Raw genomic sequence first — 17,611 nt, forward strand, 5'->3', positions numbered from 1 at the left:
CAGTTGCCTCCAGTGTTGGGGTAAGGAAGACCGCTCCCGGAGGAGCGGTTTCCGATCACCTTATTTCCAGTTTGCGGCTAATACTCCTTCTAGCTGGGTATGTTGAGCATTGGTCAAGCTAGTCTCAGCTCCAGCATCAACCCCAAAGGACGCCATGCTATCCACCAAGCTTTGCACCTGGCTGTCGAGTAAGGTTTTGCCGTCTGCCGTCCGGAACTGATCCACATGATAGTCGTTAGATGCATACCAGTTGCTGACGACCACTTTGTCGGCGGTACCTACGATGCTTACCTCCAGATCTCCGGCATTACGACGGAACCATAGATCCTCGAGGCTGACATGATCCCCAAACTGCACGGTATCAATCGAGCTGCCTGAGTCATAATTGCTGATCACGTCCTGACCGGCGCCTGCATCGAAGAGATATGTGTCGTTACCTTCGCCACCATTAAGGGCGTCGTTACCAGGCCCACCATCCAAGACATCGTCGCCGTTTCCACCGTAGAGCGCGTCCTTACCAGAGCCACCAAGCAAACTATCGTTTCCATCTTCGCCCCAGAGCGTGTCAGCACCCGCATCGCCTGAAAGAAGGTCGTTGCCACCAGCCCCGTAGACGGTGTCGTCGCCAAGACCAGCATTGATTACGTCATTGCTGGCGTAACCTTGCAGAGTCTCCTCACCATCGGTTCCCTGAGCTACGGCAGACTTGATAGTGCTCTGATCCCAGGTGCTGCCATCAGCAAACTGGATATGGTCGATCTGGTAGCCAGCGGTCGCGTCGCCCGAGAAGTGGGCTGCTACTCGCAAGGTGTCCGAACTGCCTATCACTCGGATGACCAAATCATTGCTTTCGCGTTTTACGGTTACGTCAGACGCGTTTAGACCTATGAGCTTGATGACGTCGTTCTTGCCAGTCCGGTTTTCATTGGCGTAGTAGATGGTGTCCTGCCCTGCCCCTTTGCTGAACAGATAGGTGTCGTCACCTTCCCCACCATCAAGTTGATCATTGCCCTCTCCTCCATCGAGAATGTCGTTTCCATACCCACCGTAAAGTCGGTCATTGCCAGCACCGCCCTGCAGAAGATCGTTGCCGTCATCGCCGCTTATGGTGTCCGCGCCAGCGCCACCAATGAGAGTGTCATCGCCCCCTGCTCCAGAAACCGTGTCGTCACCTGCACCGGCATTGATCTGATCGTTCGCGTTAGTCCCCGACAGCGCATCATCAAGGTCTGAGCCCTGTAGTACCTGGTATTTGATTGCTTCCAAATCCCAATAAGTACCGTCTGCAAATTGCAGTCGATCGATCTGATAGCCAGCGGTAGAGTCGCTCAAGAACTGGTAAGTCACCCTCAGAACATCTGTTGTGCCGAGAACACGTACCACCAAGTCATAGCCATCGCGTTTCACGCTGACGTCCGATGCGTTCAAATCGGTCAGTTTGACTACATCAAGCTTGCCAACTCGAGTTTCGTTCGCATAGATCGTGTCTTGGCCGGCGCCGCGGCCGAAAAGATAAATATCGTCCCCTTCACCGCCGTCCATACGGTCGTTTCCGATTCCTCCATCCAAGACATCGTTCCCGGAGCCACCATTTAGGGTGTCATTACCGCTGCCGCCCAGTAATAGATCATCCCCTGCATCACCGCTCAAAGTGTCGGCGCCAATGTTCCCAGTCAGCGTGTCATTGCCGGCTCCACCGTAGACGGTATCGTCCCCCAAGCCGGCATCGATGACGTCATTGCTGCTAGTACCAGACAGTGCGTCGTCAGCATCAGTCCCTTGAAGCACTTGAGCTTTGATTCTGGTCTGATCCCAAAAGCTGCCGTCGGCAAACTCAAGGCGATCAATCTGATACCCGCCCGCGGCGTCGTTGGTGAAATGCGAGACGACTCTCAGGGTGTCAGTTTTACCGATGATTTGAATGAGCAGGTCATTTCCGTCACGGCGAACCATAACGTCAGCGGGATTGAGGTCCTTGAGTTTGACGGTATCAAGCTTCCCAACCCTATCTTCGTAGGCGTAGTAAATGGTGTCCTGACCCGATCCCTTGCCGAATACATAGGTATCGTCACCACTGCCACCATCGAGGCGGTCATTCCCGGTTCCGCCGTCAAGCACATCGTTGCCAGCGCCACCGTAGAGAATGTCGTTACCAGATCCACCTTGCAGCAGGTCATTGCCGTCGTCGCCATTCAGGGTGTCTGCTCCGGCATTACCGACCAGCGTGTCGTCGCCGCCACCGCCAGAAACGGTATCGTCCCCAAGTCCAGCGTCGATGACATCATTTGCGCCGGTGCCTGCCAAGCTGTCGTCAGCATCAGATCCTTGCAGTACCTGATTTTTGATTGCTGCCTGGTCCCAGAAGCTTCCATCTGCAAACTGAATCCGATCAATTTGGTAACCACCGGTAGCGTCAGACTGGAAGTGGTATACCACCCGCAAGCTGTCGGTCGATCCCTTGATCCGGATCACGAGATCTGAACCTTCCCGTACAACGTTTACGTCAGAAGCAGTGAGATCAACGAGCTTGACGGTGTCGAGCTTGCCGGCCCGACTTTCGTAGGCGTAATAGATCGTGTCTTGCCCTGCGCCTCGGCTGAAGACGTATACATCGTCGCCGTCGCCCCCGTCGAGACGGTCATTTCCTACACCGCCTTCAAGAACGTCATTGCCGGAACCGCCTGATAGGACGTCATTACCCATCCCTCCCAAGAGCAGATCGTCACCGTCGTTGCCGTTCAAAGCGTCTGAACCCACACCGCCATTGAGCGTGTCGTTCCCAGCCCCGCCATTGACCGTATCGTCACCAGCCCCAGCGTCAATAACGTCGTTGCCTGCGGTACCGGATAAAGACTCATCAACCTCTGTGCCTTGCAGCACCCGAGTACCAATATCCGCCTGATTCCAATAGCTGCCATCGGCAAACTGGATTCGATCGATCTGGTACCCGGCAGTGGCGTCGCTGAGGAAGTGGTACACGACACGGAAAGTGTCCGTCGAACCATTGATTCGGATGATAAGGTCGTAGCCATCTCGCGCCAGACTGACGTCCGATGCATTGAGCCCTACTAGCTGGACCGTATCGCGTTTGCCCTCACGAGTCTCATTGGCGTAGTAGATGCTGTCCTGGCCTGAGCCTTTGCCGAACAAATAGGTGTCATCACCTGCACCGCCGTCGAGACGATCGTTGCCGGCGCCACCGTCAAGGGTGTCATTGCCCGAACCTCCATAGAGATAGTCATTGCCAGCGCCTCCCAAGAGGGTGTCGTCACCATCATCACCATAGAGAGAGTCAGCGCCAGCTCCGCCGGACAGCGTATCGTTACCCGAGCCACCGTTGAGGTTATCGTCACCAGCTTCGCCACTGAGGGTATCGTTGCCGGAGCCACCACTGATCGAGTCATCCCCGGCGCCCGCATTGATTACATCGTCAGTGCTATAGCCGGTTAGGGACTGATTCGCATCCGTTCCAATGAGGACCTGAGCCTTGATGTACGTCTGATCCCAATAGCTACCGTCGACGAACTGGATTCGATCAATCTGGTACCCACCCGCCGCGTCGCCCTGAAAGTGGTAAATCACTCGCAGACTGTCGGTTGTTCCATTGATACGGATCAGGAGGTCATATCCCTCCTGGGCAATGCTGATGTCACTTGCACTCAGACCAACCAGCTTGACGACATCAAGCTTGTCAGCCCGCATCTCGTTCACGTAGTAGATCGTGTCTTGGCCTGAGCCCTTGCCGAAGAGATAGGTATCGTCACCTGCGCCACCGTCCAGACGATCATTACCCGCTCCGCCATCAAGGACGTCGTTGCCCGAACCTCCAAAGAGGTAGTCGTTGCCCACACCGCCAAAGAGACTATCGCCGCCATCTTCACCATAGAGCGTATCTACGCCGGCGCCGCCAAGCAGCGTGTCGCTTCCAGTACCACCGTAAACGGTGTCGTCGCCGGCACCAGCATTGATAACGTCATCCCCGGCATAACCAGTCAGGTATTGGTCCGCGTCAGAACCCTTCATGACCTCAGACTTTATCGTGGCCTGATCCCAATACGTCCCATCGGCGAACTGGATTCGGTCGATCTGGTATCCGCTGATAGCATCGGACATGAAGTGGTAGTTCACGCGAATGGAATCTGCTGTCCCATTGACGAGGATCACAAGGTCGTAGCTGTCGCGGAGGACGGTGACGTCGGCTACGTTCAGCCCAACCAACTTGATGGTATCGAGTTTATCCGCACGACTCTCGTTGGCGTAGTAAACGGTGTCCTGTCCAGAGCCTTTGCCAAATAGATAGATGTCATCCCCGGCGCCGCCATCAAGGCGATCATTACCTACGCCGCCATCAAGGATGTCGTTTCCGGATCCACCATAAAGAATGTCGTTTCCGGCGCCCCCCAGAAGTCGATCATTGCCGTCATCGCCAGAGACCGTGTCTGCGCCGCTGCCTCCGTCGAGAAGATCATCACCGCTGCCGCCGTTAAGTACGTCTTCACCAGCCCCACCCGACAGCGTGTCACTACCACCCGCACCGCTGACAGTGTCGTCGCCAGCTCCGCCATCGATCACATCGTCGGTGCTGTATCCGGTAAGCGACTGATTGGCGTCCGTTCCTTGAAGCACCAAAGCCTTGATAGCCCCTTGATCCCAGAAACTGCCGTCAGCGAACTCAATACGATCAATCTGATAGCCAGCGCTGGCATCGCTCTGGAAGTGGTTATTCACACGCAGGCTGTCGTTCGATCCGACAACGCGGATCAAGAGATCGGCCCCCTCTTGAGAGAGGAGAATATCTGCAGGATTCAAGCCTTGCAGCTTGACTGTGTCTACCTTCCCGATACGCGATTCGTACGCGTAATAGATAGTGTCTTGACCCGATCCAATACCGAAGAGATAGGTGTCGTCCCCATCCCCGCCGTCCAGTCGATCATCGCCAGCACCGCCATCCAGAACATCGTTACCAGCCCCACCATTAAGGATGTCGTTACCATCCCCGCCGAGCAGCACATCATTGCCGCTGTCGCCGGATAGGGTATCTCTGCCGGTGCCACCAACAAGCGTGTCGTTCCCTTCAGCGCCATTGATCGAATCGTCACCGTTGCCACCATTGAGCTGATCGGCAGTGCTGTATCCGATGATGGTCTGGTCGGCAGCGGTAGCCTTCAGAACTTGGAGCTTAATCTCCTCCTGATCCCAGTGGCTGCCATCCGCGAACTGGATACGGTCGATCTGATACCCAGCAGTTGCTTCTGAGATGAAGTGGTAGTTGATGCGCAGAGAATCTGGAGTGCCGTTGATTCGAACGATCAGGTCGGAGCCTTCACGTGACAGAGTGACGTCATCAGCGTTCAGACCGGTCAGCTTAACTGTATCGCGTTTTCCCGCACGCGATTCGTACGAGTAGACAGTGTCTTGACCAGATCCAATACCGAAAAGATAGGTGTCGTCTCCATCACCGCCGTCTATTCGATCATTACCCGCACCACCGTCCAGGACATCGTTACCAGCCGAGCCATACAGCGTGTCGTTCCCTGCACCGCCGATCAGAACATCGTCGGCACTCGTCCCACTTAAGCTGACAGGATCGACGTAAGCTGGGCTGAACAGATTGGCGTCAATCTGCGCCTTGCCCCACACCGTGCCATTGCCGAACTGAATCTGGTCGACGGCGTAGCCCCAGATGGTGCTGGAGTTGAAATGGTTGAGTACCCTGAGCGTTTCGCCGGTGTCCTTGATCTGGATTACCAGATCATCCGACTCTCTGCGCAGGAGCACCTCGTCCTGGTTCAAGCCGGTGAGTTTAACGACATCCAACTTGTTAGCGGTCGTGTCGCTATAGACACTGTTATCGATGGAGTCCTGCCCCGATCCTCTCTGGAAGATATAGGTATCGGACCCTGCGCCGCCGCTCAACGTATCGTTGCCAGCACCGCCGTCCAGAACATCATTCCCATCTTCACCTCTCAGTGAATCTTTGCCTTCACCCCCAAGAATAATGTCGTCGCCACCGCGGCCGCTTAATGAGTCGTTACCGGTCGAACCCGTCAATACGTCCGCAGAGTCGTAGCCAATGATGCTGTCATCGCCCAACGTCCCGTTGAGCAAAGCACTCCTGATTTGCGCGTCGGTCATTACCGAGCCATCGGCGAATTGGACTTGATCGATGGCGTAGCCCCAAACCTGGCTAGAGGTGAAGTGCGCGGAAACCCGGACATAGTCGGAGCTGTTTTTGATCTGGATGATCAGGTCGTCCGACGTCCGACTGAAGATGACATCGGAAGGATTCAGCCCCTCTAGCTTGATGACATCGAGCTTGTTGGCTGTTCCATCGCTGTATGCATAGTTGGAGATCGTGTCCTGGCCGCCTCCTCTCCGGAAAACGTAGGTGTCTGAGCCATAACCTCCGTCCAGAGAATCGTTACCGACTCCCCCGTCAAGGATGTCGTTGCCGTAGCCGCCGGAAAGCGAGTCATTGGCTTCTCCGCCGAGAAGAAGGTCGTTGCCGTCTCCAGCGGAGAGGACATCTTTGCCGTCGCCACCATCCAGAGTGTCGTCTCCCGCACCTCCGTTTATAGTGTCATTGCCAGCGAAACCCTGCATTACGTCGTTGGTTTCGTAGCCGGTTAGGTTGTCATCGCCATCCGTTCCGCTCAGCAGCGCTCGTCTGATCTGTTCGTTATTGAGGACACTCCCATCCGCAAACTGAACTTGATCGATCGCATATCCGGACACAGAGCTGGTGCTGAAATGGGAGGAGACTCTGAGCACCTCGCCAGTTTCTCGGATCTGAATGATCAGATCATCGGACTCGCGACGGATGCGAACATCAGTCAGGTTCAGCCCCTCAAGCCGAATGATGTCCAGCTTGCCTACTGTCGTATCGTTATAGGCGTAGTTATAGATCTGGTCCTGGCCTGAACCCTTCCGGAACACATAGGTGTCAGACCCGTACCCACCTTCCAGGGAGTCGTTGCCTGTTCCCCCGTCAAGAACGTCATTGCCATAACCACCGCTCAGGCTGTCATTACCCGCGCCACCCAGCAGCGTGTCGTTGCCGTCCTGACCTGAGAGGGTGTCCTTACCGTCTCCACCATCCAGAGCGTCATCACCGGCACCGCCACTGATGGTGTCGTTGCCCGAAAGGCCATTCAGCACATCTGCCGATTCGTATCCGACAAGGTAATCATCGCTCTGAGTACCAATGAGAAGCAGTGCCTTGATCTGAGTCGCGTCAAGGGTGGAGCCGTCTGCGAACGACAGCACGTCAATCGCGTAGCCGTAGATCGGGGATATATAGAAATGCGAACTTACGCGAAGCGTTTCCCCCGTATCGCGAATTTGAATAACGAGGTCATCCGACTCCCGACGCAGAATTACATCGGACTGATTGAGTCCTTCGAGGCGTATTACATCCTGCTTGTTCAGAGTCGCATCGGAATAGGCGTAGTTGCTAATGGTGTCCTGGCCAGAACCACGACGGAATATGTAGGTGTCAGAACCGTAGCCGCCATCCAGCGAATCGTTGCCCGATCCACCATCCAGAGTGTCATTTCCATAACCTCCCGAAAGGCTATCGTTATCTGCGCCGCCACTCAGGACATCATTACCGGCTCCACCATTAAGCGTGTCATTGCCCACCCCACCAGAAAGCATGTCATCGCCATCATCACCGCTCAGGGAGTCTTTTCCCTCGCCGCCATTGATCGTGTCGTTCCCACCGCTTCCGTAGATCGTGTCGTTGCCGCCAGCGCCTGAGATGACATCATCTGTGCCATACCCGGTCAGACTGTCATCGCCATCAGTTGCGATGAGCAATGCCGCTCTGATCTGCGAAGAATCAAGGGATGTACCGTCCGCAAACTGGATAAGATCAATTCCGTATCCATAACTCGCGTAAGTGTTGAAGTGCGAACTAATTCGCAGGGTCTCCCCAGACTCCCGGATCTGAATGACGAGATCATCCGACTCTCTGCGCAACGTCACGTCGGAAAGGGTCAAGCCTTCCAGACGTACCACGTCAAGCTTGTTGGCGGTGGTGTCGTTGTAAGCCCAGTTGCTGATGGTGTCCTGCCCTGAGCCCCTGCGGAACACGTAGGTATCGGACCCGTAGCCACCCTCGAGTGTGTCGTTACCCGCCCCACCATCCAGAAGGTCATTGCCATAGCCGCCGGTAAGGGAGTCATTCCCTATACCGCCGAGCAATGTGTCATTGCCGTCCTCGCCACTGAGCGTGTCCTTACCGTCACCACCCTCCAGCACGTCGTCACCCGCACGACCGCTCAATGAATCGTTCCCTGCACCGCCCACCAGTCGGTCCGCAGATGCGTAGCCGATAATGGTGTCGTCAACCTCCGTACCAATCAACAAGGCTGCAGTGATCTGAGCGTTGTTCCAGACTGTTCCATCACTGAACTGAATCTGGTCGATGGAATAACCCCACACCGAGTCGGATGCGAAGTGAGAACTGACCCGAAGCGTCTCGCCCGTCGAAGCGATTTGAATCAACAAGTCATCTGAATCGCGACGGATAGTGATGTCGGCTGCCGTCAACCCTTCGAGACGGACCGTGTCGAGTTTGCCTGGCGTAGTGTCGTTATAGACGTAGTTACGGATGACATCCTGTCCCGAACCCTTACGGAACACATAGGTATCAGAACCATAACCGCCCTCAAGCGCGTCACTCCCCGCTCCGCCATCGAGCACGTCATCACCAGCGCCGCCGTAGAGAGAATCGTTGTCCGCGCCTCCGAACAGCATGTCATTGCCATCACCGCCAGACAGGGTGTCTTTACCGTCACCTCCTTCTAGATTGTCGTCGCCCGCCAGCCCAGAAAGCGTGTCGTTGCCGCCGAATCCGATCAGCTTGTCAGAGGTGTCATATCCCTGAATGGAGTCGCCTTCCTCTGTGCCGAGAAGGAGCGCTGCCATAATCTGGGATTTATCCCAAACTGCGCCACCGCTGAACTGGAGTTGATCTACTGCGTAGCTGTAGTTAGGACTGGTATTGAAATGAGAACTGACTCGCAGGAGTTCGCCCGTTTCGCGGACTTGAATCAGCAGATCATCACCATCTCGACGAATGCTGACGTCATCGATGGTCAACCCTTCAAGTCTGATGACATCCAACTTATTCGGAGTAGTGTCGTTATATACGCCGTTCGTGATGGTGTCATTCCCTGCCCCTTTGCGGAACACGTAGGTGTCCGAGCCACGGCCGCCGTCCAGGCTGTCATTGCCCAAGCCGCCATCCAGGACATCATTGCCGTCCCCACCGCTCAAGCTATCGTTGCCGGCGCCGCCGTAGAGAGCATCGTCACCATCTTCTCCATAGAGAGTGTCTTTACCATCACCGCCGTTGAGCGTGTCATTGCCGCCTCGTCCGCTGAGGGTGTCATTCCCGCCGAACCCAGATATTTGGTCATCTGACCCATAACCGGTGATTGCATCATCCGCAGCAGTTCCAATCAGAAGCGCCGCAGTGATCTGAGTTTGATTCCAGGTCGTCCCATCGCTGAAGTGAATCTCATCAATGGCGTACCCATAACTCATATCGCTGTAGAAATGAGATGAAACTCGAAGCGTCTCACCCGTTTCCACGATCTGAATGACCAGATCATCGGAATCACGACGAATGCTGACTTGCGATGGATTTAGGCCATCGAGGCGAATGATATCTAGCTTGCCAAGTGTGGTGTCACGGTAGGCATAGTTGGAAATCGTGTCCTGGCCTGAGCCCTTCCGAAAGATGTAAGTATCGGAGCCATATCCGCCAGCCAGGGAGTCACTACCCGCACCACCGTCCAGAAGGTCATCACCTTCACCACCGCTCAGCGAGTCGTTACCTGCTCCACCGAGCAACGTGTCATTACCTTCGTCCCCATAGAGCGTGTCGCGTCCGTTACCGCCTTCCAGCACATCATCTCCACCACGACCGTTCAGGGTGTCGTTGCCGTCCAGGCCAGAGATCGTATCGGAAGTTTCATAGCCAGTAAGGGCGTCGTCACTGACCGTTCCCGTAAGCAAGGCATTGCTGATGTACGCCTTGTCCCACACCGAACCGTCGCCGAAAACCAATTGGTCGATCGCATAGCCGTACGACACGTTGGAACTGAAGTGCGAACTAACGCGTAATGTTTCGCCGGTATCCCTGATTTGGACGATTAGGTCATCTGATTCGCGTCGAATGCTTACGTCACTCGGCAGTAAACCGTCCAGACGAATCACGTCCAGCTTTCCAGAAAGTCCTTCACCGTACATACCGTTGCTGATCGTGTCGTAGCCGGAACCGCGATGGAACAGGTAGGTGTCGGAACCGTAGCCACCATCGAGATAGTCGTTGCCAGCCCCACCGTCCAGGACGTCATTGCCGGCGCCCCCCATCAAGGTATCGTTGTCGGCTCCTCCCAGCAGAGTGTCGTTTCCGTCTTCTCCGTAGAGCGCATCCCTACCAGCACCACCGTCCAGCACGTCATTACCGCCGCGCCCACTAATCGTGTCGCTACCTTCAAGACCAGCTAGCTGGTCGTCGGTCTGATAGCCGATTAGCGTGTCAGCGTTTTCTGTAGCTTTAAGAACTTCGGTCTTAATTGCCGCTCCATTCCAAATCGATCCGTCTGCGAACTGTATCTGGTCGATTGCGTAGGATGCGCTCCCGTCCTGGTAGAAGTGCGAATTGACACGAATGGAATCGCCAGTGGATTTGATCTGAATGACCAGGTCATCTGACTGACGAGTGATGAGGATGTCAGAAGCAGTCAGACCTTCGAGCCTAAGGATATCAACCTTACCGACCGCGGCTTCGGATGATGAATAGTTGTAGATCTGATCCTGCCCGGATCCCTTACGGAATAGATAAGTATCCGAGCCCGCGCCGCCCTCCAGGTAGTCGTTGCCGCTGCCACCGTCCAGCAGGTCGTCACCTGTACCGCCGCTCAAACGGTCATTACCAGCGTCGCCAGTTAGCTTGTCAGCACCATCGTCGCCATACAAAACGTCTGAGCCGGCGCCACCGCTCAGGATGTCTGCTCCCAAGTCGCCGTAGAGAGTGTCATCGCCCTGATCGCCGGACAGCACATCGTTGCCTGCGCGGCCATCAATCCTGTCGTCGCCCAGAGCGCCGCTAATAACATCGTCGGACGCGTAGCCAGTCAGTACATCATTGCCATCAGTGCTCGTGAATGCTGCCACGGACTTGATTTGGTTAACTGTCCAAACCGTCCCATCCGCAAAGCGAACTTGCTCGACCTGATAGGGGCTGTCGCCGTCATTGCTGAAGTAGCTGGAAACAACGATTTTGTCGTTACTGCCGTTCAGAGACAGGACCAGGTCTGACCCCGAGCGAGTGACGGCGATGTCACCACTGGAAATATCGGAGGCAAACACTATCGCATCTGATTTGCCTAAATCAGAGTCGTAGTTATAGATAGTGTCTTGACCCCAGCCTCGACTGAACTGGTACGTATCAGAGCCTGGGCCGCCGCTCAGGTAATCGTTCCCGGCATCACTTAGCAGTACGTCGTTTCCGCTGCCGCCGTACAGTATGTCGTCTCCAGCCCCGCCGCGAAGCGTGTCGGCATCATCTCCACCGTAGAGGTAATCGTTACCGTCACCGCCATCCAGCGAATCGTTGCCCGCCTCACCATTGAGAGTGTCATTGCCGGCATCCCCATTCAGGGTGTCGTTTCCGCCCTGACCGTAGAGCACGTCATTCCCAAGCCCGCCTTGGAGGGCATCGTTTGTTGCATAACCCCAAAGCGCATCATCGCCAACAGTGGACTGCACTGCAGCTACTTTCATCTGATCCAGATTCCAGACGGTTCCGTCCGCAAACTTGATGGATTCAAGGGAATAAGATCCGACACCATCGTTATAAAAGTAATTGGACACGACAATGCGATCCGTCGTACCGCGCAGGGTCAGGATTAGATCGCTCGAAGCCCGCGTAACTATTATGTCGTTTGGCAGAATGTCTGCCGCAAATTCAATAGCATCAGTTTTGTTAGTGCTACTGTCGTAGTTGTATACATAGTCCTGGCCCCAGCCACGGCTGAAACGATAGATGTCAGATCCACCACTACCAGACAACGAATCGTTGCCACTACCGCCTGTTAATATGTCGTTATCGGCCCCACCATCCAGGCTGTCGTCACCACTGCCGCCCAGCAACAAGTCGGCGCCCGCACCACCCGACAGATAATCTTGGCCATCGCCTCCATCAAGCTGATCAGCGCCGTCTTCGCCGGAAATATTGTCATTTCCGATGCCGCCGGTAAGCGTGTCGTTGCCAGAACCGCCGTTCAACGAATCGTTGCCGGTGCTACCGTCAAGGGTATCGTTTCCGCCTTGGCCATATAGAGAGTCATCGCCCAGACCACCGCTGATGTTGTCATCTGTGGCGTAACCCCAAACAGCGTCTGCGCCGTCAGTCGTCTGGAGCACCATCGGCTTGATCTGATCCAGCGACCAAGCGGTTCCGTCTGCGAACTTGATGGACTCTAGACCATATGCGCTTACGCCATCATTGTTGAAGTAATTAGAGATGGAGATGCGGTCAGTCGTCCCGCGAAGCGAGAGAATGAGATCATCATAGTAACGAGTGGCCAGAATATCGCTTGGCGATATCTCTGCAGAGAATTCGATTACATCAGATTTATTGGTACTGCTGTCATAGTTGTAGACGATGTCTTGTCCCCAACCACGGCTGAAGCGGTAGGTGTCAGAACCCGAGCCACCTGACAACGAATCGTTTCCGCTGCCGCCAACCAGGATGTCGTTGTCAGCACCACCGTCGAGAGAGTCAGTACCCTCTCCTCCTAATACCGTATCTGCGCCTGAGCCACCGGAGAGGTAGTCCTGACCTTCACCACCATCGATGAGATCTGCCCCGTCTTCGCCGTAAATATAGTCGTTGCCCGTACCGCCGGTGAGCCTGTCGGTTCCAGAACCGCCGTTCAACGAGTCGTTACCGGCACCACCGTCGAGGTTATCGTCACCGCCCTGCCCATATAAAGAATCGTCGCCTAGACCACCACTGATGACGTCATCTGTAGCGTAAGCCCAGATAGCATCGGCACCGTCAGTGGTCTCCAGCACCATCGGTTTAATTTGCTCAAGCGACCAAACGGTGCCGTTTGCAAACTTGATCTGTTCCAACGCGTAGGCGCTAATGCCGTCGCTATTAAAGTAGTTCGAGACGGTAATCCGATCAGTTGTACCGCGCAGCGAAAGGGTCAGATCGTCGTAATATCGCGTGACCAGGATGTCGTCCGGCGAGATCTCAGGGGCAAACTCGATGGTATCAATTTTATTGTTGCTGCTATCGTAGTTGTAGACGGTGTCCTGTCCCCAGCCACGACTGAAGCGGTAGGTGTCAGAACCCGAGCCACCCGATAAAGAGTCGTTTCCGCTGCCACCAACCAAGATGTCATTGTCGGCACCACCATCTAGAGAGTCATTACCCTCTCCACCTAATACCGTATCTGCGCCTGAGCCACCGGAGAGGTAGTCCTGCCCCTCGCCACCATCAACAAGGTCAGCGCCATCTTCGCCGGAAATATTGTCGTTCCCGATGCCGCCGGTAAGCGTGTCGTTTCCAGAACCGCCATTCAACGAGTCGTTACCGGCCCCACCGTCGAGGGTATCGTTGCCGCCTTGCCCGTACAAAGAGTCGTCGCCAAGACCACCACTTATGACGTCATCTGTAGAGTAGGCCCAGATAGCATCGGAACCCTCAGTGGTCTGCAGCACCATTGGTTTGATTTGCTCAAGCGACCAAACGGTGCCGTTTGCAAACTTGATCTGTTCCAACGCGTAGGCGCTAATGCCGTCGCTGTTAAAGTAGTTCGAGACGGTAATCCGATCAGTTGTACCGCGCAGCGAAAGGATCAGATCGTCGTAATATCGCGTGACTAGGATATCGTCCGGTGAGATCTCAGCGGCAAATTCGATGGTATCTGTTTTGTTGTTACTGTTGTCGTAGTTGTAGACGGTGTCCCGTCCCCAGCCACGACTGAAGCGATACGTATCTGAGCCCTCTCCACCGGCCAGATAATCATTTCCGTTTCCGCCAATGAGAAGGTCGTTATCGTAACCGCCGCTAAGGGAGTCATCTCCGCTCCCGCCACTCAGGATATCTGCACCTGAACCGCCCGAAAGATTGTCCTGACCATCTCCGCCTTCAAGAGAGTCAGCCCCTTCGTCGCCAGAAAGGGAATCATTACCGGCCCCGCCGCTCAGAAGATCGTTTCCCCCCTGCCCATAAATCTCATCGTCCCCTAGGCCTCCGTCGATAACGTCACCTGCGGAATAACCCCACATCCTGTCGTTGCCATCAGATGTCCGAACTACCATAGCTTTTATTTGATCAATCGACCAAGTCGTGCCGTCAATGAATCTTATGGTTTCCAAGCGGTACGCTGATGCGCCGTCGGCTGAAAAATAATTAGAAATGGTAATGCGATCAGAAGAACCTCTAAGTGTAAGTACAAGATCGGAATATTCACGAGTGATGTCGACGTCGTCTGACTTAATATCGGCTGCAAATTCTACGACATCACTCTTGGCTGTACTAGTATCATAGTTTATGACAGTATCCTTCCCCCAACCCCGCTCAAAGAAGTAAACATCAGAACCCTCCCCCCCTGTAAGGTAATCGTTTCCCCTTTCGCCTTGAAGAAGATCGTCTCCATTTCCTCCATATAACGTGTCGTCACCACTGCCACCTGAAAGTACGTCAGCGCCGTCTCCGCCCGACAAGTAGTCGGATGACTCGCCCCCACTTAGGACGTCATCACCGTCTGCGCCGCTTAGAAAATCTGCACCGCCCCCTCCAACTAAGAAATCATTTTCTGTAGTCCCAGTAACAGAATCATCGATACCAGTTCCAATGAATACTCGGTTATTCCCAGCAAAACTCGCGTTGAGCGCTTGGAGTTGATCCCCTGACATGACATTCAACCAGCTAGTGATTGACGGCACCCACAACCCTGTCCCAAATATGGTACCGAGTTCAGAAGCATCAATGACTGCTTTCACCGGATCACGAGCGTGAGTCGCAGCCAGTGCAGTGGTCACTCCACTCAAATCCGTGATCAAGACTCCGTTTATAACATCGAGCGAAACAAGCGACTCATAGTTTTTCAACCGCGTTTGAAGCAATAGTCCATTATATACAGACGAGACCAATGCATTATAGGCCTTATTAATTTGCTCTATCTGAAATGATTGAAGACTCAGATTTTTCTCTGTGATGTAGATCGTACCGTTTTCAGACCCCATAACAGCAGTACGACCGCCATTACTACTCCCAGAAGTTATATAGACGGCTATATTTCTACCTGCACCTTGGCTTACACTACTTGCTGAAAAATCAAAATACTTTACGCCGGTGAATGCTTCCAGTATCCTGATCTTGTCAAGCGCAGCTTTCTGGGCAAGTTGCGTGCCGGTGGGCGTTACCCCTCCTGACTGAAGCTCCCAAGAGTATGAAAATTTTATTTTGTATAAATCTGAACTAAGTGACTCCGCGCGCTCGCTAAAACTCATCATATTGCCAGTATTTGCCCAAGCATCAAGCAACCCGCCAACCATAGAGAACTGTGTTTTGTAATCAATGGCATGCGAGTATTCAGCTAACACCTGTTTAAGTTCATCGCTTAGCATGCTTGCTTCACGCAAATCCCTGACAGTACCTGAGCCCTTCATCTCCGGAAGTGATCGGACTTCATCATCAAGCTTGATCTTGTCGGGAAAATCCCTATAAAACGTATTTTGAGCAAAGTCAATTGTTCCAACCAGTCCGTCGGACTCGACGCCAGTAGAAGGGTCCGTTCGAGTGTACGACCCGATGCCAGATATCACGTTACCGTTGTTCGCAGTCGTCGACGCTGCGCCAGACACTTTAATGGATTTGACACCTAAATCACTGAGAGTCTTCAATTCTGATAATTGTGAAATCCCATCTTGGTTCTTATCTTGCCAGACCATGATCTTGTCAAACGCAAGATCGGCTTGGTCTAAAACGCCATCAGCGTTTTCATCCAGGTCGGCAATGGCCTCAAAACCACTCTTGGCTGCGGAACCAGTTTTAAGCAGAGTATTAACGCCAAAGAGCTCCGTGCCATTATCAATTGTACCGTTCCCATTTCTATCCATGACGAAAAGACCGTCGTCAGCGCTCACCCACCCGGTACCAAGCTTATGGCCATCTCCGTCATGGTCGAAAACAATACCGTTGTCTTTGGATACCGTTTCCACGCCATCGCCGTCCAGGTCTATAACCAGCGGATCAATATAGCTATACGCACTACTAAAATAGGAACTTACCGCAGGAGAGATATAGTTATCCGAAAATCCTTTGACTAAAGAGAACAACCAATCGCCCCCTTTGTCTCCGATTATCGCAGCGGCCGCAACTCCTACAAAAACTGCAGCCAGAAGCGGTGCTCCTGCCAGGCCGAGTGGTGTCAGCATAATAGGGATTAACCAGGCTGCAGCTTCCGCAAGGACGGCAGAGCCAATCATTCCGGCAGCTACACCACCTACTTTGTCCCAGTCCGCCTCAGCCCCGCTTTCAACCGCGGCCGCAGTGGCAAGCCCGAGATTCAGCGAGTCAACGAGCGATCCGCCGACTTCAGCTAGGCCTGCCTTGCGAGCTTCGCCCGCTGCTAAGGCAACACTTCTGCCGTATTCCGAATATGCATCACTCCCGGAGCTACGAATATTATCAATCGCAGCTGATAGAGTTGCAGCTGTCTGATTCAAAGTTGCGCGGTCAGCTGCGTTCCCTACTCCATCTGCTAGATTAGCCAAGCTTCGAGAATAGTCTGCCGCGAGATCGGACATCTCCCGACCAATTCGTTCATAGTCCGCAGCGGAAGCAGATGCGGCATCCTTGATAATCTCAGAAGATGCCCCGATGGCATTCGTAACGCCTGTCCAATAGGCAGTAAAGCCTTCCGAAACGTCATTACTTGCTGCGTCCAAAGCCGAGCTGATTTGCTCCATGGTAATGATTTGCATCACTTGCTCCGTTTAAAGATCCGAGAGATTTCGAAAAATACCGCAACCCAGGCTAGGAACCCGATACTACAAATTCCGACCGACCACAGAAAAATATACAATCGGCTTTCCGCAACATTTTGAAAGAAACCATACGTTCGATGAGCAGAACTTACAGGAAGTCCGTGTATGATTGGCGCAACTATCACCATTAACGCGAACAGCAAGAGGGTAAACCGGCGACCTAGACTCGCCGAGGAAAGTTTCGCAAAAGTCTGTTTGGGAAAATCAGTAAAACAATACGCACCAGCGACGATAACCGCAAAAGCCATTGCAGCCGTATACGCTCCTGCTAAGGTGCACGGATACAACGAGATCGATGCCATATGTCCTACGTCTGCAATATGGCTCACGGCCATTCGAAACCAATACCCCCCAACACTTTCGCCGGAGCAAACTGCTGGTAGAGCGAAGCTCAAAATTGCAATAGCTGAGTAAGCGAAGATCATCAGAAGCTTCAAATGGCCGACTCTAAAAATCGGTAAAAAAATACCGTGGCGTTCGTTGGGTGATTCCATCATATTTCCTATCTCCAAAATTAACGCAAGCG

Annotated in this window: 2 protein-coding genes; both read right to left on the reverse strand. The window is 53.8% G+C overall.

Annotated features, from left to right (window positions below):
• Window positions 1-60: 60 nt before the first annotated feature.
• Entirely contained in the window at window positions 61-17,022 is a 16,962-nt protein-coding gene (locus tag L4G42_RS02110; protein ID WP_237260479.1) for a calcium-binding protein, read from the reverse strand.
• Complete coding sequence (locus tag L4G42_RS02115; RefSeq protein WP_237259146.1) at window positions 17,022-17,582, reverse strand: hypothetical protein; 561 nt, start codon at window positions 17,580-17,582, stop codon at window positions 17,022-17,024. Before L4G42_RS02115 ends, L4G42_RS02110 begins: the two co-directional genes overlap by 1 nt.
• Window positions 17,583-17,611: the final 29 nt, after the last annotated feature.

It is taken from the genome of Pseudomonas petrae, from assembly GCF_021728295.1.
GTDB lineage: Bacteria > Pseudomonadota > Gammaproteobacteria > Pseudomonadales > Pseudomonadaceae > Aquipseudomonas > Aquipseudomonas petrae.

Coding starts and splice junctions, on each gene's coding strand:
- L4G42_RS02110 (WP_237260479.1), bottom strand. CDS start 17,022: ATGCAAATCATTACCATGGAGCAAATCAGCTCGGCTTTGGACGCAGCA.
- L4G42_RS02115 (WP_237259146.1), bottom strand. CDS start 17,582: ATGATGGAATCACCCAACGAACGCCACGGTATTTTTTTACCGATTTTT.